Here is an 18,546-nt window from a genome sequence, read left to right as displayed (position 1 = left end):
TATTGGACTATATTTTGCAAAATCTGGGCATTAAGTGAATTAATTTTTATTTAATTGTTAGTAAGCAAAAACTCCAAAAATCATGGATATTAACTACCCAGTTAAACTAAAAGCGATGTCAGTTCACCCGCCTTATGCTTATGCAATTGTGCGTGGTTTGAAAGATGAAGAGTACAGAAGTAAACCTACCAATCGGAAGGGATGGATACTAATTCATGCCTCAAAATCAACTACCAGCGATGAATGTTTTGCGGAGTATGGTATCCATCCAGGCAGTATTAAACGTGGTGCAATCATCGGGGCCTGTAAGATTACGGGCTGTAGACAAGCTGGATATAACAACTATATTTATCAATTAGCAGAGGCTTTTGAATTTCAAACTCCGATAGATTGTGCAGGTTCACAATCAGTTTTTTGGGGTGCAACTAACGAACAGAGAAAAGTCGTGTTTACATTGGCCAGCAATCAAATCAGAGAATATTTATTAAATTAAAGTTATGTCTACATTCGATTCTACAAAAACAAGACTGCAAACTCTGTTAAATAGTATTGTAGCGGGTGAAATTCAACTGCCTGATTTTCAAAGAGGTTGGGTTTGGGATGATGAACACATCCGTTCGCTGTTAGTTAGTATTGCGCGTGCTTTCCCTGTGGGAGCAATTATGTTACTTGAAGCTGGTGGCGATGCTAAGTTTAAAGCTAGACCTGTTGAGGGAGTAGAGCCAACACAAGCAACAATTGATAAATTGAAAAAGCTGCTTCTTGACGGGCAACAAAGGCTGACTTCATTAACTCAAGTATTAATATTTCAGCAACCTGTACAAACTCGTGATTTTAAAAAGAAGGTAGTACAGCGTTATTACTATATCGATATTGAAACAGCCTTACTGGGGGCAGAACATTACGAAAGCGCGATTATTAGCATTGATGCAGATCGCATTCAAAAGGAAAACTTTGGGCGTGATGTCAAGCTTGACCTTAGTACGCCAGAGAAAGAATACGAACACTTTTATTTCCCTTGTAATCAAATACTTAATGCAGGTGCTTGGGAAGTAGGATTAAACCAGTACGACTTCACTCATAAGTCAAATAAATTGAATCGCTATATGGACTTTCGTACCCAAGTTCTTGATGCGTTTCGTTATTATGAATTACCAATCATCGAGCTTAACCGCAACAACACAAAAGAGGCAGTATGTCTTGTATTTGAAAAAGTAAATACAGGAGGCGAACCATTAACAGTCTTTGAACTAGTGACAGCCAGCTATGCTGCTGATAATGTTAACTTGCGGGATGAATGGTTTGGTAATAGTCAAGAAGGGATTGAAGGTATTCAGTCACATCTGAAAAAGCAGCGTTTGTTACGTGAAGTCCAGCCTACGGAGTTTTTACAAGGGCTGACACTGCTGTACACTTTGGAGAAACGCCAGCAAGACTTAAAAGCAGGTAAAACAGGTAAACAAGTAACAGGTGTGACTGCCAAGCGCGAAGCTGTTCTGTCTTTGCCCCTAGATGCTTTCCAAAAATGGAAACAACCTCTTATGCAAGGTTTTTGGAAAGCAGCTAAATTGTTGCGTCAGGAATCGTTTTTCTCAACTGGCGATTTGCCTTACCGCACGCAACTTATTCCTCTTGCCGCAGTCATGGCATTGTTAGGCGATCGCTGGCTAGAACCGAAAGTTTATGAAAAAATTGCTCGTTGGTTTTGGTGCGGTATCCTCGGTGAATTGTACGGCGGGGCAGTTGAAACTCGTATGGCTTTAGATATTCAACAGCTTATCGACTGGATTGAGGATGGCAAGGAAGAACCTAATACGGTTCGGGATGCCAATTTTCAACCTGCGCGTTTAGGCAGTTTGCGTTCTCGAACCAGTGCTGCATATAAAGGTGTTAATGCTTTAATTCAGCGTGAAGGAGCTAAAGACTTTTTCTGGAAGTCCACTATTCAGGAGCTAGATGAAAGCGATTGGGAAGAACGCAAGCTTGACATCCATCATATCTTCCCGAAGAGTTGGTGTGACAAGCAAGGGATTCCCGCATCTCGTTATAACTCTATTCTCAACAAAACTCCCATATCCTATAAAGCAAACCGGATGATTGGCGGTAAAGCTCCGAGTGAGTATCTAATTCAGCTTCAACAGCAGAAAAATGTTCAGCTTGATGATGCAGGTATGGATGCAATTTTGGCGACACACCAAATTGATCCGATAACACTGCGAAAGGATGACTTTGAGGGGTTTATGGTATCGCGTCAGCGCATGATACTTACCAAAATTGAGGCTGCTATGGGCAAGCCAGTATTAGTGGTAGACGATTCGGCATTTAGCGATGTTGTAGATGAAGACGAGTAATCAAAAATTAATTTAACAACATGACATATTGGCTATTTCAAGGAAACCCCAAGTATTACCGCATCATTGATAGCATCCGCGACTTTGAGCAGATGCCCTGGCTGGCCACACGCTATGCCAAAGAAATGGCTGCTGGTGACGGAGTGCTGATCTGGAAATCTGGGGAGCAATCAGGGATATATGCGATCGCAGAGATTACCGAACCACCTAAGATTATCGCTAGTCCACCTGACATTGGTTATTGGATTGATACAAGTCGTGTTGGTATTAAACCCTGTGCCAGGATTCGATTCACTAGCAAGTTGTTAGAAAAACCTTTGCTACGGGAAAACTTAAAACAAGACCTTGTGTTGAAAAATCTGATTGTTATTCGTCAGCCGAATGCTACCAATTACAAGATTACTCAGCAGGAATGGCAGCGTGTACATGAGTTGAAAGGTAATTAATTCATGAGTGAACCTATTTCCTTAATGACCCTTTTTGGAGCTTCTAAAGGGATCATTGATATTTCTATAAAGTTTGCTAAAGTTTTAAAACTAATAGAAAGTATTGAAAGTAAACTTGATATTTTGCTGCAAGTAGAATTTAATGCTGCTTGGAAAACACTTATTCAGGGGTGTAATTCTAGCTCTTCTTATGAACAGCAGTTATTTCTAATTAACGATGCCAGAAATGGTTTTACTAAAGCTACTTGTATTGAAAAGTGTGAACGACTTTTTTATGCTTACCTAGGGTTAGCAATTTGCCACTATTTGCTTGATGATTTAAATAACGTCAAAATATGCTTAATAGAAATTGCCAAAATTAGTATATATAAGGATATTTATCAACGCAACATAGAATTAAATTTAGGGTTCAATAGATATGGTATGAGTTCAGTTATAAATTGTTACAATCCTATCAATATACTAAATCTTGCAAAAGCTGTTCTTACATATCCATCACTTTTATTACATAAAGCAGCAATTCAAAAATACAATAAATATAGAAGTGATTTAATTGACGATATTTTAAACAAAATAGATGCTGAAGAAAAAATAATTACTATGGTTACAAAAACTAATCAGCCAAGTCTTACATTTAAAAAATTAGAATCTAAATCCTTAGAATTAATAGATTTACAAAAACAGTCTTTAGAAGTATTAACTGCTATTTAACCTCATTAGCTTTTATTATACTGATTGCTTTATTTAATAAGAAAGGAATTCTTATAATTATATGAGTGTTGCAACCCAAAATATACAAAATAAATTTGACCCATCAGGAGAAGAAAAAAGCCTTGATAGGACTGCTCTTGTATCGACAAATTCAGTCTTAAATTACTTTATAGAGTTACGAACCTCTTCCCTAATTGATTATATCTCAAAGCTATATTCAAATAATGGGCATAAATATACAAGGCAAAGTATTAATGATTGGCTGTTTATAAGAACTAAGACAGGGTTTTATAAAGAACTATCTTCTGGCTTACATTTAGCTTATGCAGATCAACGAGATGGACATAAAACTCAACATTGGTGGACATTATTTTTTAATGACGATTACAAGCAAGATATATTGCGTTGTATAAAAATTGAGATTGGATTGGTTAAAAGTAAAACTTCACCCAATGAGAGTAATTCAACACATCAATGGGGTGGGTTGAATTTTAGATCGAAAACAGAAGTAAGAATAGCACACGCTTTACATAGCCAACCTGTTCTATTCTTTGCTAATAGTCGTGCTTTTATGGATTTAACCGATCTACCTATTTCTAATATTGATAATAGATTAAAAGAAAGAATAGAAGTAGATTTTTTAGTATTCTACAAACAAAAATGTATGATTTTGGAAGTTGACGGTGAACATCATCAGCAAGCAGCACAACAAGCTAGAGATTATAGGAGAGACAGAGTTTTATTGCGTGATGGTATTCAGACTGTTAGATTTAATGCAAATGAGTGTTACAGCCGTCCTTTAGAAGTTGTTGCTGAATTCTTGAATCTTTTTTAAGGTATAAAATTAGCTGATTTTGGTATTCATAGTTGCGATCGCCAAACTCAAGCGTAATATCCCGTTAACCGATGCCGATCTACTGTCCCTAGAAGAATTGCTGTTCAACGCCGAAGCAGTCGAAAGCCGGGAGAGATTTGAGGAGGTCTGCGGGAAGAACCTTAACCTTAAGCTGTTCATTCGCCAGTTGGTTGGGCTGGACAGAAATGCAGCGAAACAAGCATTTGGTAGATATTTGGAGGGCAGTAGTTTCAATGCTACTCATTTGACGTGATTGGGTCTGAATAACCTGATGCTTCCTTTGCAGGGATCGGCTGCATCTGCTCAGAATTATCTATGGACTGATTCTTTTTTAGTTTTTTATTTAACACATCAGTTCTACAGGTTAACATATATAGGTTTTTATATTGCTTTAAGTCGTTATTTCCCTTGAGAATTTTTAGAAGATCATTAATTAATATATAGTTATTAAATACATTTTCAGTTTCATTTTTAAGTTTTAACGTGTAATTTTCTGATGGTACAAAACCAGCTAGGACAGCAATCGATCCAATGCCAATAGATGTTTTAACAATTTTACCAGCTCTTTCCTCATAATCTTTATTACTCCATTCCTCATGAGCTCCTAAAACCATATTAGGTATTTTAGAAGTTTTATATGGATTGTCTTCATTGTCTTCATTTACTTGATTTTTAAACTTTACAAGTGATTCACTAGCATTTTTTGCAACGCTGTCTGAATTGACAAATGAGAGATTTTCACCTTTTTTAACTGCAAAAGAAAGCCCCATTTCCTTATCTAATTTATCTTCTTTTTCCAGATCAATCTCTGGTTTATCTCTAAGCCAAACTCCATGAGACATCCAGGCTAAAACATTATCTTCGCTCTCTTCATTGACTGTTTTAAAGAGTAATATTTGTATTTTTCCGATATCAGGTATATTCAATAAAATTTCTTGGGGTTTAATTTCCTTTTCATCTTCTGTCTTAACCATCTCTATAGGTGGACGATAGAAAATTGGCATCATCTCGTCATCGATGTATTCTTTAGCCAGTTCTGCTAGGCGCTTAATTAATGCTATGTCTTCCGAGTTATATAGTTTCTTTCTTTCCGTATCATCTTCTAGAAATTCGTTATAATTATTGTATTCAATAAAATTTTCTTCATTAATTGTCAAATTTGGCTTGGTCAATGGGCGAAATTGTGAATTATAATTGAATTGAGTTGCTTTTGGGCGTTCTTTTGGCCTTTGTCCAAAAGGAATTTTTTGATAATTTCTTTCTGCTTCTTCAAATTTTGCCTTTGCTAGTTCATTTTCTTTGTACTTTGTTAACGATAAATTATATTGATCCCATTGTTCCTTTATTTTCTTAAATTGTTTTTGTCCTATTAAATTTGCCTGTTTTAGTGCATCTTCTGGTGTTCTTTGAATGATACTTGCACTAGGCATAGTCTTTGTGGAACTGGACTGCTGCACTACATGGGTCAACTCATGCGCCAACAACTCCTGACCCCCACGACTCCCCGGCTCATACGCCCCCTGCCGAAAGAACACATCCTGCCCTGTAGTAAACGCCTTCGCCTGAATCGACTGATTCAACTGGTCAGCCTGAGAATCCGTATGCACACGCACGCCACTAAAATCAGCGCCAAACGCCTGCTCCATCGGTTCTCTGATGCTGTCGGTGAGGGGCTGTCCACCACTTCTTGCCCGTTGTATCCCCGCTTCGACATCGGGTGAGGCTGCCATTCCTCCGATATTCACACGCTGAATCAATGGCTGTGCTGGGGTGGTCTGTTGATGGTCTAATGTGGGTTTTTGTTCTTCTCCTGGCTCTCGAATGCTCAATTTCATTTGCAGACGTGGGGGTACTGGAACGGGCTGAAGTGGCACTCGTTCTATGGACATCCTCGACAAGAAATTCTGTCCTTGCCCAGATGTTTCAATTGACTCTTCTTTCTCCTGTTGAACCTGATTGTTGGGTGAGTTAATTCTTTGGACGACATCTTTGGCAATCTGATCCGCCTCGACCTCATACTTGTCTCCAGGCTCACCAATTGTCAGCTTAGGTTGCAATAGTATGCGTTGTTCAAATGGCTGTTCTAGAGTATCACTGTAAACATCTTGTTGATAATTAGGGTCAATTTTTAACTGTAGTCTTGGTGCAAATCGCTCTGGTTGCTCATGATTTGGTGCAAAAACTGGGATGTCACGATATTTGGGCGCAGGTGGTCTTTTTTGTGATTGAGTATCTAGATTTTCTGTTTGAACAATATCTTGGGCTGGGGAATCTTCCACTTTGAATGGTCGCGGTGCAAACTGATTGGTTGTAGAGGAATCAGATGCAGATTTATTAGATGGCCTGTTTTGCTTGAAGTACATACAAATATGTTAGCCAAATCTTATATGTAGAGGATAAAGCAAGAAACCATTCGATTAATACTAGATGAAAGTCTGTTGCATTTTGAATAAAAGTATGTGTATTCAGCTAATTTCAAATCTTCCCGCAGTATGATCACTTAAAATGGTTTTTTGCTATTTCAAAATGGGATTATTCTCTAGTTAGTCGCCACTTGCAGCAGGTTGAGGAATTTTCTGAGCGATCGCGTTTGGCACTGATTATCAAGCAAAGAGCAACGTTGAAAGAATTTCAGCAAATGCTGCGATTCTTGTAAGAAACTAAAAGACAGATTTTGTAATGGCTAAAATCTGGAAATCTGCTCAAAAATAGTGATGCTTAATATAAACTGAGATGCCATTTAAATTTTATGCAGTTAATAAATCGCTTTCGGACATTGATTGCTGTTACTGGGCTAGTTACATTATTGGGGTGTTCACCAGCGATCATTCAATCACTTTCAGCACAAAAGCCTCCACAGCCGACAACCACAACACCAGCCCAACCGAGAACCAGCACACATTTACTGTTGGGAAATCCCAGTGGAGCAGTCAACAGTACTGCCAACCCAGACAACTATTTAATCATTAGACCACAATACGCTTTATCGTATAACAGAGATAAAGGAATACCAAATTGGGCAGCTTGGCAGCTAAACAAGAATTGGTTAGGAAATTTAGCTCGTCCAGGATTTACACCTGATACTACATTGCCGAATGGCTGGTATCGAGTCACGCCAAATGACTACAGTGGCAGTGGTTTTGACCGAGGTCACATGGTTCCTGCCGCCGACAGAAACAAGACACAACAAAATAGTCAGGCAGTATTTTTCATGACCAACATCATTCCTCAAGCCCCAGACAACAACCAAGGGCCTTGGGAACGACTAGAAAGCTACAGCCGAGATTTAGCAAGACAAGGTAAAGAACTTTACATATACGCTGGTAGTAGTGGTGTTGGGGGTACAGGGAAAAATGGCGCAAAAACCACAATTGCTAATGGTAAGGTAACTGTTCCGTCCAGAACTTGGAAAATAGTTGTTGTCCTGGATAAACCGGGGTTGGGTTTGAATGGAGTGAACAAAAACACTCGTGTAATTGCCGTAGATATGCCGAACCAGCAGGGAATTAAAAATGATAAATGGACTAAATATAGAACTTCTGTGAAGAAACTAGAAGAAATTACAGGCTACGATTTTCTCAAGAATGTCCCAACAGAAATTCAGCAAGTTATCGAAGCTAAAGTTGATAATGTTAGCGTTAATTAACTCAAACTCAAATAGTTAATTCTAAGTTTCGATAAGTTTAGTAGAAAGTCCAGCTAAATCACCTGTGGGAGTTTCGCCGAGGATGTAAGCATCAATCTCGATGTGTCCGACGCGATACACCTGCGGGTTTTTTAAGGTCGATTTGATAGTTTGTACAAGGTTTTGGAATTTAGTAACTGTAGCCTTTTCTTGCTCACTGTGCCAGTCTTGGGGAGTAGTAGCAACAGTAAAAAAATCATCAACCGATAGCATTTCTACAGGTGTATCCTGTGGATGCTCACTCTGTTGTACAACTTTTTCGGGCGTTATGGGTGCAGCATCTTTCCAAAGAAAAGTTTCAAATGGGTAATCAGACTCACTCATCATGAGTAAGCTATCAGATGCCTTGCGAAGCTGCTCTAGGATTTGTGAAGTAGTTTCAGTTTGGCTCATAGAACCACATCATAGAGCAATTTCATCATCAACTGTATCACCCTAAAAGCTGAATCTGTAATCCTAATTCTTATGTTCGTGATTAGAATAAAATTTACCTTTGTGAGAGAAAAGAAACAACCATGTCTGCAACAGTAAGCAATAAAATACTGCCATATCATGTCTTTGATGGTGGCATCTCTGTGTGCAAAGAAAGCCATGATCAAGAAGGAGACTGGTATCCACCGATTGTGCTGCCCTATTTTTGGAGAGATAACGCACTCTGGGTCAGCCGTTCTCTACCAGAATTGGGTTATGAAAAAGCAATTCCAATTGATGCGAATAAGAGATTTCCGAAGCATACCGACTTTTTCATAGTTGTAGGAGTGCTATTGTGTGGTTATGCTCAGGTAGACGGTTATATGCCTGTATTTCTCAAAGAACTTCAAGGGGATGAGGCAATACTTAGGTAATTATGAGATAACTAATTTTTGAATGTAGCAAAGACTCAGTATTAAATTAGCCCGGATATGACTTCAATCACCAGAACAATTACGATTAACGTGCAGACTGACGAGAATAATCAGTATATTTGTCAGTTATCGTCCCCTGTTGAGTCAAGTGCCAATGAAATTCGCTGCGGTGGACAAAGCGAAGAACATGCCATAGCTATGGCATTGGAGCAGTTAGCCAGCCAATATCGCCAGATTGCCGAGGAACGTCAAAATACCGATTGGGAAGCAGTAGAGTATTCGGCTGCTGGGGAGCCAATTCAAAAACGTTACCATGTAATTCTGCATTATGAACGCATTAGAAAAGCCGAATCAAAATTTGACGCGTTGCAAGACACACTGCTAGGAAATACAGTGGTTGAGAATGCCAAAGTTAACTTGATAGAAATTGATGACGATCTGCCACTTTAGCCAGTAGCTTGAGCGTCTTAATTATTGTTCAGTTAGTTTGTTTAGCCGTTTTGACTGCGTTAGCAATTTTTTCAACTAGTAATTTCACAAAATTGGTTGCGCTATGTACTACAAAATAATGCAACTCGAAAATAACTTTTCTCAGAAGCCAGGGATTTATGAGCAAAAATAGAAATACTGGATATATTCTTGTATGTGTGGGAGCTATTGGTATATTTAGCTTAATTTTAGGGAGCATATTCGGGATACAGACTCTACTTTTCTTATGTTCGTGGAGTACAAATCAAGGTAATTGCTTCCTGCCAATAGCGATATTATTATTTATTACTTGTGCCTTGTTTGTGATATTCATAATGATATTAAAACATGGGCTAAAAAAGCTGAAATCTAGAAATGTTTCTCCTGACCAAGATACCTAAAATTTCAGATTTTTCTCAATATATCGATACTCGGATGGCGATCAACCGCTTTGTTTGTATTCAACAGATGCTCTGGTTTGGAGCCTCAGAAAACGAGGAAAACCTTTCTTGCCTGGAACTATCTAGCAGATGAATACGGTGAAGATGTGACTAAGTATTGTTAAATACAGTTTAAGCGATGAATTTAGTATTTAGTTAAAAACTATCTGCATCGTTAGGAAATTAAAAAATTATCAGTTGAAAAATCAATTGCGGTTTGAGCCACAACCTAAACAACGCATACAAACAGAAAAAGCCGCTAGAAGTGAGACAATTTCAATCAGTAATTGAAGTGATAAGGGAGCGAGAGTCAAACCCCAAATTAGAGAAATTGTCCCGCTAAACATTGCCGTAATGCGATTAATTTCATCTTGAGTTTTCCAAGCTAAGAAAAAAATTCCCAAGCCTATTAATAGTAAAAGCAAACTACTCATAAATTTATTGCCAGTTGATGAACTGCTAGTGCATTAGGGGGATAAATACTAGCCAAGGCAATCATACAGCAGTAATTGCAGAATAGAAAACGTAAACAGAAAAAACTATCTAGAAAAAAGGATAAAACCTCTAACAAGCGTCGTAAAGCTAAACGCTTAGTGGCTAAAGTTTCCAGTAAAATCTCTAGAGTTAGAGAAGATTTTCTACACAAGCTATCTCGCAAAATAGCATACGAAAACAAAGTTATTTGTGTAGAGGACTTGGCAGTAAAAAACATGGTTAAAAATCCTAACTTGGCAAAAGCTATTAGCGACCAGGGGTGGGGAATGTTTCTCACCATGTTGAAATACAAAGCTGAAAGATTTGGGCATACCTATCAAGAAGTCAATCGTTTCTTCCCCTCATCTCAGCTTTGTAGCGAAACTCTACTGCCAATCCCAATGCTGCAAAATGGTTATGATTCATTGGGGGTTAGGTTTGTAGATTGCCCACACTGCCAGAAGCAGCATGATAGGGACATCAACGCTGCGACCAACATAAAAAATGAAGCTTTGCGACTTTTGGTGTTAGGAACTACCACTTCTGCCCAAGGAGGGAATGTCAGACCAAAGACTTCTGGACGTAAAAAATCCACCAAGTCTGAGGCAGTTCCCAATGATTTGGGAAGCCTACATCGTACCGCAAGGTCGATGTAGGTAGTTCACTAAAAGATGCGAGTGCAGATCAATTTACTTAAACGGTTGCCCCCACAAATCCCAATTCTCCTTATTGAAGGGACTACGCCACTTTAGAATCAACTTCAACTCCAACTGTTGCCGTGCGCGTCGCTCAACTGGAGCATTCCACCAGAAAGCTGCATTCACAGCCGTCGTCAACTCATACCGAGAATGCAAATCCTGGTAACTAGCGATGTAGTCTTTGCAAGCATGAATCCCTTTCCACCGCTTGTCACTGCGGCAAGTTTCTCCAACATACAGCACTAACCCAACCGCCGAATCCAAGATGAAATACAAACAAGCCTCACCAGGACTATCAGCAGGTTTTCGGTAGAAAGACATTGGTACAAGCTGTAGGGTCAGTGGGTCAATAGAGTCAGGATCGCAGTGGTTGAGAGTGAGATCGAATAAGCTTGTTTGCTGTGGTAGTTGAGCTTGCCTTACTTGTTGTTGATGAGCAAGTATGCGCGATTTCCACTTCAGCAGAGCATCGGCACTCATCACCATCTGTTCTGTTCTGGGTGCTGAGGTGGGTTTTACTTCTGGGAATAGGTTCAGCTGATTCGGTTCCAAGGAAATACAAAATGTGTGACCGACTAATTGATTATCGCCCTTAACTAAAACTAAGCCAATCATGACTTTTGATATTCAATTCGCACTTGCTTAACATCAAATTGTTCAGACTCTTGTTTTTGGTAAACAATCTTTTCTACTTGCCGTAATCCGAGACTTTCAAACTGTTTTAATTCTGAGTCTGATAAAATTACATAATTAACCGAAGAATCAGGAAACCATTGCTGACACCAGGAAATCGCAGTTGGAGAAATATCAAAAGCTGTTACCTCAAAACCTAGTTTTGCTGGAGCTTCAGCATCATCTCCCAAACCGCAACCGATGATTAATGCTTTTTGTCCCAGAGCGAACGGTTGATGATGAGCTAATGTTTACATTCAAAGCTGGGGCTAGATTTTTCTCTTTTCGTAGTAATAAAAGAGGGTTAATTTTCTGATGTCTGTGTAAACTGTGCAAACAACTCTGCTCCTGTCATGTTTTTAGTTTCATTAGCAAAAGAGTAATATTCGGGCTTCTCATCGATAAAAACCTGATGTTCAAAAATTAGACCTTCTGTGTTATCGAAGATTCCAGCAGGTATAAAATATTGGTTATTTTGTTTCAATCGGAAAAATAGATGGCTGCCACACTTCTGACAGAATCCACGTTCTGCCCATTCGGAAGATTGATAAACGCCGATATTTTCTGCACCCTCAAAAGTAACATTACTGCCACACTCAATAGCAAACATTGCTCCTCCGCCCCACTTTCTACACATACCACAATGACAAGCTCCTACGATATTACTCATATTTGTTGTGGATATGCTCACCGCTTTACATAGACAGCTACCTTTGACAAAATTAGACATCTTCTTTACTCCTATAGCTTAAATCATCATGCAGATTAATTATTCTCAAACATTCAAAAGTCTCTGCCGTACCGCCATCGCCGCCGCCGAAGCTATTTCTTCCCAATCTTCATGATTCAAAATTTTATGTAATAAATCGCGCAAAACTTCATGATTTTGGATATATTGCTCTGTATATAAATCGCTGCGTGCCAATATACCTTCTAATACAGGGATCGCTGTTGGTAGGGGTGATTGTAAGCGAGATAATAAACGCGAGTGGGCAACTTGAAACGCAGCATCTTCTCCTACTCCTAAGTTGCATTCAGCTAGTAAAATGCGGATTTCACGGTTGAGTGACACTCGCAAACAAGTTAACCGGACTTTGAGAGCAGGATTTTTTAAGAAAGCTAAAAATATCGTTTCACTGCCCCAATCTAAGCCAGCAGATACATCGCAATCAGAGTCTTCTTCCGCTTGAATTGCTGCTTGTATCGAAGAGTGGTTAAATAATAGTTCAATTGCTTCAGAGACGCTGATGCTTTCTTCCTCCATATTCCATCCCTCTTCTATAATTGTCACCGCAATAGTCCGTATTCAAAATAAACTAAATCGTCGTTTTCTTCATCTGCTCCGTAGTTTGTCATCATTTGGTCGTCATAAAACCTGACACTTCCTGGTAACGAGTGCAATCCTACCCTCCCACCATATCCTAACTCGACACTTCGGATGCGTGCATACCGTAATAAGTTACTTCCAACTCCACGATACCTTGGTAAACGCTGGATTTCCTTTCGATTCCACGGTGCAGTCGTCAAGTATTCAATATATACTAGTTTTCGTCCCAAGGCGGCAATTGAACCGTGACGCTGCGTGTCTATCTTCATTAATCCCTGCGTACAACCTTCTGCTTCTAAAGCATAACCTTCCGATTCTTCGGTTCTATCAATAAAATCACGCTTGAAAGCCCAATCCCAGAATTTATCGTCGGCTTCAACTATACGCAGTTGCTCAAGCCATAAATTAGCAAAGTCATCTACATGATTTGCTGCTAAATCAACAATAAAGGCCTCAATTAATAGATTATCAATACGCCTGATTAATTCAACTTCTAGCCGCACATCGTCTCTCAAAACTTTCCTAATTTTTCTTAAATAGTAACTAAAATTGGTTAAATTAGCTTCTTGGAGGTAGGGAAAGATAGCGATGCTTGCTTTGGGCAGGTACGTCAAACTAATTCGCAATTATTTGAGTCACCCCATCCACGTCACCCACTCAGGAGCCTGTGCTACCAACTCCCCGAACACCTCTGGCTGCGCCTCCTCAAACGCCAGCATCACGCCCCACCGTTCATCACTCGTGAGGGTGGAGAGGAACTCTTTGATTGATTCCACATCATCTTTCACTCGTTCCATAAACCCAGCAGCGTAAGATTTAACCTGCCGCCACCAAGAATCCGTAGAACTTTCCTGTCCCTCCATATCCTGATTACTGGGGAGTGGTGTTGTGTCAGTGATTGGTGTTGGTACATTTATATTACTAGTGACTGACACCAACTCCCGATTTAACCACTTCTCAAAAATCCCATCCCGCCCATCATCAGGCCCAACAAACTTATAAACACACTCCCGTTTCCCTCTTTCCCCCAACCGACCAACATACGACAACCGCAGGTCAATTTTATTCAATAACTTCTGTGCGATCGCCACAGGTGTCAACTTCTCCGAAATAGTCACGTTCAAATAATTCTTGATCAAGTACCGATGCTGTAGCGCGTGAGCCTTAAACTCCTGCATCTGCTCATCAGATCCCCGCAACTGCTCCCCAGAAGTAAGCAACTGCAACAGCTTCAGTTCTTCCAGCAACCGCACAGAAGACAACATCTGCCCTTTGTTAAAATCTGGTTTCCAAATCGAATTCTCCCCAGCTTCAGCCAAACCCTTAACCCGTTTGCTATCCCTGCTGGTCAAAAACTGCCGTCCCACAGTCAAGTAATAGTGCAGCCGCAGTTGGGGATACCAGCCGTCATCGTCCTTCTCAACCAATTCGGGTGTCACTTCAACTTCGTAACGCCGGGATAACTCACCCTTACGCTGTTGATACCGTTCTTCTTGCGTCTTCACCCGCTTTTCTTGCAGCTTTTTTAACTCAGCATCAGACACATCATCAGATTTAGAAACCCCCTGGCATTGACCAGCGTATAATTCCTTAGACGCTGCTTTTACCTCCTGAACAACTTCCTTGGTTTCGTCAGGGTCGCAATCATCCGCATCAATCACAGTGTACCCATCAGCCGCCAAACCCTTCAGCACAAATTCTTGATAGCGACGCATTTCGACGTTAATGACAGCACCCCGCTTACCCCAAGTCTGCAAAGATTCGGGCTGAAAGTTCTGGTCAATGAACGAGTAATCGTCGTTATCAGCCGCAGATAACAGAGCAATATTCGCCTGGGTTGCAATATCCTGACTCCGCAATAATCCACCCATAGAAGTGGAGCCATTGCCCACAGTCCCCATCCCGTACTGACTAACCCAAATGTGACGGTCAACAGTTTCGCGCAGTCGTGCCAACATCTGCCGTACAGAATCCACAGGCTGAACTCCCTGGAATATCTCCCAAACCGAATCAAAATGGCCTGTGATATTAATGGAAATACAAATTTCTAAATTCTGTTCGCCTCTTTAATTGTGCAACCCATTGACTGATTTGGTTACGTTTATCTGGAGGCACACGGTCAATGGCTGCTTTAATAACTAATTTGTGATAAATTTCACACAAAGAAGAAATCATGTTTATGTCTTGGCAATCTGACAAATAATCTGCGACTAATGCTAGATTTTCTTCGGTTAGCCATTCCTGAATTTCATTAATTTCATTTTCATAATCTGCCTTCATATTTTTAAACTTATTTTTTTCGTAATTAGAAAATCTACTCCAAATAAGTTTTTTTATACTTTCAGGACGCTCAGACATAATTTTAGTGATGTCTGTCCATTCTTTGGCATAGCGAACACGGTAAACTAAAGATTCAATACTGGATTCAAATATTTCTTCTGAACAACCTAGTAATTCAATAGCATAAATTAGCTCATTTTCATTTAGTTCTTGGCAATTTAAAAACCAATCTCTAATCGTAAAATTATAAAAAGCTAATTGTTTTTCTAGATTTTTAAATTTACGCTTTTTAGCTTCAATAATTGGTGTGAAGAAAAATAAACGAACTTCGGGCGGTACTTCTTTAAACTGAATATCAAAATCAGAAATAATCATTGGTATTTTAGGATGTTCTGCCACAGAATGTTCTTCTAATACCCACTTAAAAGATTTACCACAATTGGGACAATCAACTTCATATTGAATGACAAATTCAGCTTTTTCATAACTAAAGCAATCTTTGGTGCGAATTAGATCAGGCATTGGTTTGAAGACATGGTGGCAGTAAGGACAACACCTGCTTCCTTGAGTATCTGGGTCGCAAGAAACTGGCTCAAGGCTCCATTTTCTGTTGTCACATGGACGGCCAAGCCGAAACCAATTATCAGTCATGTCTAAAATAGTTGCATAATCTTTTCCTGGCGCAGGACGTAATACTCTACCAATCATCTGCAACCACAAGGTAACGCTGCTAGTCGGTCGAGCAATGACGGCGGCACTGGAATCAGGACAATCAAATCCCTCAGTTAAAATTGCACAATTACTGATAACCTGTGTTTGACCACTACGGAATCTATCTAAAATTTGTTTACGTTCAATGTTGCTCGTTTCGCCATCAAGATGCTCACAAGTGATTCCATTCGCACAAAAAGCTTGTGTAATATCTTGAGAGTGCTTGACGTTGACAGCAAAAATTACTGTCTTTTGACCAGTACAAAAATTCTGCCACTGCTTCAATACCTCAGTTGGCTTGTAGTCAGAAGCAACTTCCTCTAATTCTTTACGCGTAAAGTCGCGTTTTAGCGGAACTTTGTGTCGAGAATATTTAAAGCCAGCAATTAATTTGTAATCTGTTAAGTGGCCTAAAGCAATTAATTCCTTAGTAGAAATCGAGCTGATCAGGTGGTCAAAAACATCTCGCAATCCATAGCCATCTTCACGTCTGGGTGTGGCAGTTAACCCTAAAATCAATGCTTCTGGGTAAGCATCTAATAATTTGCGGTAACTATTCGCACTAGAATGATGAGCTTCATCAATAATGACAAGCTGCGCCTTTGGGTAAGTTTCTCGTCGTGAAAGAGTTTGAATACTCGCTACCTGAATTAATGAATCATTCGGCTTGTATCCAGCTTTAATAATTCCTGGTTGTAATTTTGTCACTGCCGCTAGTTTCTCGGCCGCCTGGAGAATTAACTCTTCTCTATGAGCAACTACCAAAACACCTTCACTTTGGGCAGTCATCTTAGATGCTATGGCGGCAAAGATAATTGTCTTGCCACCACCCGTGCTTAGTTGCAGTAGTACCTTTCTAATTCCACTATTCCAAGCAGCAAAAGTTTTGGAAACTAAATCTTGTTGGTAATCGCGCAGGCTAAACATTCTTAGCTAATTTCTACTCCTAATTAGAGAAATATTTCTACCTATTTTAAAATCAGGAACCTCTATTTTAAAGTAATCTGTAGATGATGATTACCTAAATTTATATGAGTGCAACTATTCCCCAAAAAACACGAAAAAAACTCAAACAAGCGATAGGTGCTAAAATTTTTCATTCTGTTAATATCATAAGCGTCTTCCTTTTACTCACCAGTGGATTACGAATTTATAACGCAAATCCTGTGTTTGGTGGACGTTCTGGTTTACACATTCCGCCCATATTTACTTTAGGAGGTTGGTTGGCAGGAGGTAGAAACTGGCATTTTGCTGCTATGTGGTTATTTTCTTTAAATCTATTATGGTATGGACTTTATATTTTAATTACTCGACGTTGGCGACACCGATTTGTGGGTACTAATGACCTGAAAGCATTACAAAAAAGCCAAAATCCTCAACGCCTAATTTATGCTTGGCATCGAATTGTTTATACATCTATTATTCCTGTTCTGTTATTGGCATTATTCACAGGTATAGGTATGTATAAACCTGCTCAATTTCCTGGAATTGTAGATATGTTTGGCAACTGGCAAGCACTAAGAATTGTGCATTTTGCTTCAGTGCCAATGGTAATTGTATTTATAATAATTCATTCGACATTAGGGCGACAAGCTGGCGGTGAGCAACTACCAGAATCAATGTTTTGGAAGATATAGCCCTTTGGAAAGATGAGTTTAATCCATCAGGAAATGGGTAACAAACTTATTCCTCAGCACGACCTCTTCCTCAACAGGTGCAACTCAACCCATCCATTCCACCCAATCGGGAGCCTCAGCCACCAATTGAGAGAACATCTGAGGTTGGTTTTCTTCCATTTGCACCATCACCCCCCATCGCTCATCCGAAGTGAGTGTAGAGAAGAATTCTTGAACCGTATCAACACCCATTTCTACCTGTTCTATTAACCTTGCAGTATAAGATTTAACCTGTCGCCACCATGAATCAGTGGGATTTTCCTGTCCGTCCACACCCTCCCAATTATGACTGCCATCTTCAATAATGGGGGGTGTGGACGGGGCAGAATTAGGACGGGGGGCAAGGGTGCGGGGGTGCAGAGGGGAGGATGGATGTAAGTTTGCTCCCCTGCTCCCCTGCGCCTCCGATCCTCTGCTTTCAAGTCCATACATAGACTGCATCCTAGCCGCATACGCCGCATTCTGCGCTTGCTCTTGTTGCCGCCGCCGTTCTCGTTCTTCCCTCTGTGCTTGCCGATACACCAACACATTCCGAGCAAAAGCAACATCATCAGGGTCAAGCCGATAGTAACGCACCCGTTGACCATTTTCGGTAGGTCGTCGGGACAGGGTAGTTAAAGCCAGTTGACCCAAGTATTGACTCAAAATCCATACCGGGGACTCATCGAGTGGGATGGTCAAGTTGAGGATACCTTTAATATGGGGTGCATTGCGTTTAGAAAAATCCGCCAATGCCTGAATCATTGGTTCATCGCCTTTAATCTCCACCCCATCCATAAAATCAGTTAAGATCGCGCGTAACCCCAATCGGTGGCGCATTAACCAAGAAGTGGAATGATTACCCCAGTCGGTGCAGATGGGCAAGCGATCTCGTTCCGTCCTATCTCGTTCTGCCACAACAAAAGG

At 40.0% G+C, this 18,546-nt stretch carries 20 protein-coding genes and 2 pseudogenes; 11 read left to right on the top strand and 11 right to left on the bottom strand.

Annotation, left to right across the window (positions count from 1 at the left end; translation table 11 throughout):
• The first annotated feature begins 82 nt into the window (after positions 1-82).
• The 6 genes from H6G79_RS25550 (at position 83) to H6G79_RS25525 (ending at position 4,617) form a co-directional block, all read left to right on the top strand.
• The gene (locus H6G79_RS25550; RefSeq protein ID WP_190592947.1) at positions 83-493 is read left to right on the top strand and encodes an ASCH domain-containing protein; all 411 of its coding nucleotides are present in this window, start codon (positions 83-85) and stop codon (positions 491-493) included.
• 4 nt (positions 494-497) lie between these two features.
• Complete coding sequence (locus H6G79_RS25545; protein WP_190592946.1) at positions 498-2,351, top strand: DUF262 domain-containing protein; 1,854 nt, start codon at positions 498-500, stop codon at positions 2,349-2,351.
• A 20-nt stretch (positions 2,352-2,371) separates the two neighbouring features.
• Positions 2,372-2,797, top strand: coding sequence for an EVE domain-containing protein (locus tag H6G79_RS25540; RefSeq protein WP_190592945.1), 426 nt, complete (start codon positions 2,372-2,374; stop codon positions 2,795-2,797).
• 3 nt (positions 2,798-2,800) lie between these two features.
• Positions 2,801-3,508, top strand: coding sequence for a hypothetical protein (locus H6G79_RS25535; protein ID WP_190592944.1), 708 nt, complete (start codon positions 2,801-2,803; stop codon positions 3,506-3,508).
• 61 nt (positions 3,509-3,569) lie between these two features.
• Positions 3,570-4,343 (top strand): endonuclease domain-containing protein, encoded by a 774-nt coding sequence (locus tag H6G79_RS25530; protein WP_190592943.1) that lies wholly within the window; start codon positions 3,570-3,572, stop codon positions 4,341-4,343.
• Between the two features lie 19 nt (positions 4,344-4,362).
• The gene (locus H6G79_RS25525) at positions 4,363-4,617 is read left to right on the top strand and encodes a type I restriction-modification enzyme R subunit C-terminal domain-containing protein (protein WP_190592942.1); all 255 of its coding nucleotides are present in this window, start codon (positions 4,363-4,365) and stop codon (positions 4,615-4,617) included.
• Here the strand turns inward: H6G79_RS25525 and H6G79_RS25520 are convergent.
• Positions 4,601-6,727, bottom strand: coding sequence for a DUF4157 domain-containing protein (locus H6G79_RS25520; RefSeq protein ID WP_190592941.1), 2,127 nt, complete (start codon positions 6,725-6,727; stop codon positions 4,601-4,603). The two genes, H6G79_RS25525 and H6G79_RS25520, sit on opposite strands and share 17 nt — an antisense overlap.
• 386 nt (positions 6,728-7,113) lie before the next feature.
• On the opposite strand from H6G79_RS25520, the gene H6G79_RS25515 reads away from it, so the two are divergent.
• Positions 7,114-8,010: a DNA/RNA non-specific endonuclease gene (locus tag H6G79_RS25515; RefSeq protein WP_190592940.1), complete on the top strand. Its 897-nt coding sequence runs from the start codon at positions 7,114-7,116 to the stop codon at positions 8,008-8,010.
• Positions 8,011-8,031: 21 nt separating this feature from the next.
• Here H6G79_RS25515 and H6G79_RS25510 read toward each other — a convergent pair whose 3' ends face one another.
• Positions 8,032-8,442 (bottom strand): nuclease A inhibitor family protein, encoded by a 411-nt coding sequence (locus H6G79_RS25510; RefSeq protein WP_190592939.1) that lies wholly within the window; start codon positions 8,440-8,442, stop codon positions 8,032-8,034.
• A gap of 122 nt (positions 8,443-8,564) precedes the next feature.
• On the opposite strand from H6G79_RS25510, the gene H6G79_RS25505 reads away from it, so the two are divergent.
• Both H6G79_RS25505 and H6G79_RS25500 read left to right on the top strand, forming a co-directional pair.
• Positions 8,565-8,894 (top strand): hypothetical protein, encoded by a 330-nt coding sequence (locus H6G79_RS25505; RefSeq protein ID WP_190592938.1) that lies wholly within the window; start codon positions 8,565-8,567, stop codon positions 8,892-8,894.
• A 57-nt stretch (positions 8,895-8,951) separates the two neighbouring features.
• Entirely contained in the window at positions 8,952-9,344 is a 393-nt protein-coding gene (locus tag H6G79_RS25500; protein ID WP_190592937.1) for a hypothetical protein, read from the top strand.
• A gap of 664 nt (positions 9,345-10,008) precedes the next feature.
• Here H6G79_RS25500 and H6G79_RS25495 read toward each other — a convergent pair.
• Entirely contained in the window at positions 10,009-10,236 is a 228-nt protein-coding gene (locus tag H6G79_RS25495) for a hypothetical protein (RefSeq protein WP_190592936.1), read from the bottom strand.
• Positions 10,237-10,314: 78 nt separating this feature from the next.
• Here H6G79_RS25495 and H6G79_RS25490 point away from each other — a divergent pair.
• A pseudogene (locus tag H6G79_RS25490) lies at positions 10,315-10,932 on the top strand (RNA-guided endonuclease TnpB family protein); the annotation flags it as partial.
• Positions 10,933-10,965: 33 nt separating this feature from the next.
• Here the strand turns inward: H6G79_RS25490 and H6G79_RS25485 are convergent.
• From H6G79_RS25485 to H6G79_RS25455, 7 genes are all read right to left on the bottom strand, one after another.
• On the bottom strand, positions 10,966-11,589 hold the full coding sequence (locus H6G79_RS25485; RefSeq protein ID WP_313934262.1) for a GIY-YIG nuclease family protein: 624 nt from the start codon (positions 11,587-11,589) through the stop codon (positions 10,966-10,968).
• The gene (locus tag H6G79_RS25480) at positions 11,586-11,837 is read right to left on the bottom strand and encodes a hypothetical protein (protein WP_313934260.1); all 252 of its coding nucleotides are present in this window, start codon (positions 11,835-11,837) and stop codon (positions 11,586-11,588) included. Before H6G79_RS25480 ends, H6G79_RS25485 begins: the two co-directional genes overlap by 4 nt.
• 113 nt (positions 11,838-11,950) lie before the next feature.
• Complete coding sequence (locus tag H6G79_RS25475) at positions 11,951-12,376, bottom strand: GFA family protein (RefSeq protein WP_190592935.1); 426 nt, start codon at positions 12,374-12,376, stop codon at positions 11,951-11,953.
• 45 nt (positions 12,377-12,421) lie between these two features.
• Complete coding sequence (locus tag H6G79_RS25470) at positions 12,422-12,937, bottom strand: hypothetical protein (protein ID WP_313934258.1); 516 nt, start codon at positions 12,935-12,937, stop codon at positions 12,422-12,424.
• Positions 12,934-13,476: a GNAT family N-acetyltransferase gene (locus tag H6G79_RS25465; protein ID WP_190592992.1), complete on the bottom strand. Its 543-nt coding sequence runs from the start codon at positions 13,474-13,476 to the stop codon at positions 12,934-12,936. The genes H6G79_RS25470 and H6G79_RS25465 overlap by 4 nt, the downstream gene beginning before the upstream one ends.
• A gap of 132 nt (positions 13,477-13,608) precedes the next feature.
• Positions 13,609-14,949 (bottom strand): hypothetical protein, encoded by a 1,341-nt coding sequence (locus tag H6G79_RS36955; RefSeq protein WP_191049375.1) that lies wholly within the window; start codon positions 14,947-14,949, stop codon positions 13,609-13,611.
• 52 nt (positions 14,950-15,001) lie between these two features.
• On the bottom strand, positions 15,002-16,891 hold the full coding sequence (locus H6G79_RS25455) for a DEAD/DEAH box helicase (protein ID WP_190595317.1): 1,890 nt from the start codon (positions 16,889-16,891) through the stop codon (positions 15,002-15,004).
• A 104-nt stretch (positions 16,892-16,995) separates the two neighbouring features.
• Here H6G79_RS25455 and H6G79_RS25450 point away from each other — a divergent pair, with 104 nt between their 5' ends.
• A complete protein-coding gene (locus H6G79_RS25450; protein WP_190595316.1) occupies positions 16,996-17,601 on the top strand; it encodes a cytochrome b/b6 domain-containing protein in 606 nt (201 codons plus the stop codon).
• 84 nt (positions 17,602-17,685) lie between these two features.
• Here H6G79_RS25450 and H6G79_RS36950 read toward each other — a convergent pair.
• Positions 17,686-18,546, bottom strand: a pseudogene (locus H6G79_RS36950) (bifunctional DNA primase/helicase); the annotation flags it as partial.

It is taken from the genome of Anabaena sp. FACHB-83 (assembly GCF_014697485.1).
Classification (GTDB): domain Bacteria; phylum Cyanobacteriota; class Cyanobacteriia; order Cyanobacteriales; family Nostocaceae; genus Nostoc_B.
Note: the sequence above shows the minus strand (reverse complement) of the source record. Positions and strands in the feature narration are given on the sequence as shown.

Coding starts and splice junctions, on each gene's coding strand:
- H6G79_RS25550 (WP_190592947.1), top strand. CDS start 83: ATGGATATTAACTACCCAGTTAAACTAAAAGCGATGTCAGTTCACCCG.
- H6G79_RS25545 (WP_190592946.1), top strand. CDS start 498: ATGTCTACATTCGATTCTACAAAAACAAGACTGCAAACTCTGTTAAAT.
- H6G79_RS25540 (WP_190592945.1), top strand. CDS start 2,372: ATGACATATTGGCTATTTCAAGGAAACCCCAAGTATTACCGCATCATT.
- H6G79_RS25535 (WP_190592944.1), top strand. CDS start 2,801: ATGAGTGAACCTATTTCCTTAATGACCCTTTTTGGAGCTTCTAAAGGG.
- H6G79_RS25530 (WP_190592943.1), top strand. CDS start 3,570: ATGAGTGTTGCAACCCAAAATATACAAAATAAATTTGACCCATCAGGA.
- H6G79_RS25520 (WP_190592941.1), bottom strand. CDS start 6,727: ATGTACTTCAAGCAAAACAGGCCATCTAATAAATCTGCATCTGATTCC.
- H6G79_RS25515 (WP_190592940.1), top strand. CDS start 7,114: ATGCAGTTAATAAATCGCTTTCGGACATTGATTGCTGTTACTGGGCTA.
- H6G79_RS25510 (WP_190592939.1), bottom strand. CDS start 8,442: ATGAGCCAAACTGAAACTACTTCACAAATCCTAGAGCAGCTTCGCAAG.
- H6G79_RS25505 (WP_190592938.1), top strand. CDS start 8,565: ATGTCTGCAACAGTAAGCAATAAAATACTGCCATATCATGTCTTTGAT.
- H6G79_RS25500 (WP_190592937.1), top strand. CDS start 8,952: ATGACTTCAATCACCAGAACAATTACGATTAACGTGCAGACTGACGAG.
- H6G79_RS25495 (WP_190592936.1), bottom strand. CDS start 10,236: ATGAGTAGTTTGCTTTTACTATTAATAGGCTTGGGAATTTTTTTCTTA.
- H6G79_RS25485 (WP_313934262.1), bottom strand. CDS start 11,589: ATGATTGGCTTAGTTTTAGTTAAGGGCGATAATCAATTAGTCGGTCAC.
- H6G79_RS25475 (WP_190592935.1), bottom strand. CDS start 12,376: ATGTCTAATTTTGTCAAAGGTAGCTGTCTATGTAAAGCGGTGAGCATA.
- H6G79_RS25455 (WP_190595317.1), bottom strand. CDS start 16,891: ATGTTTAGCCTGCGCGATTACCAACAAGATTTAGTTTCCAAAACTTTT.
- H6G79_RS25450 (WP_190595316.1), top strand. CDS start 16,996: ATGAGTGCAACTATTCCCCAAAAAACACGAAAAAAACTCAAACAAGCG.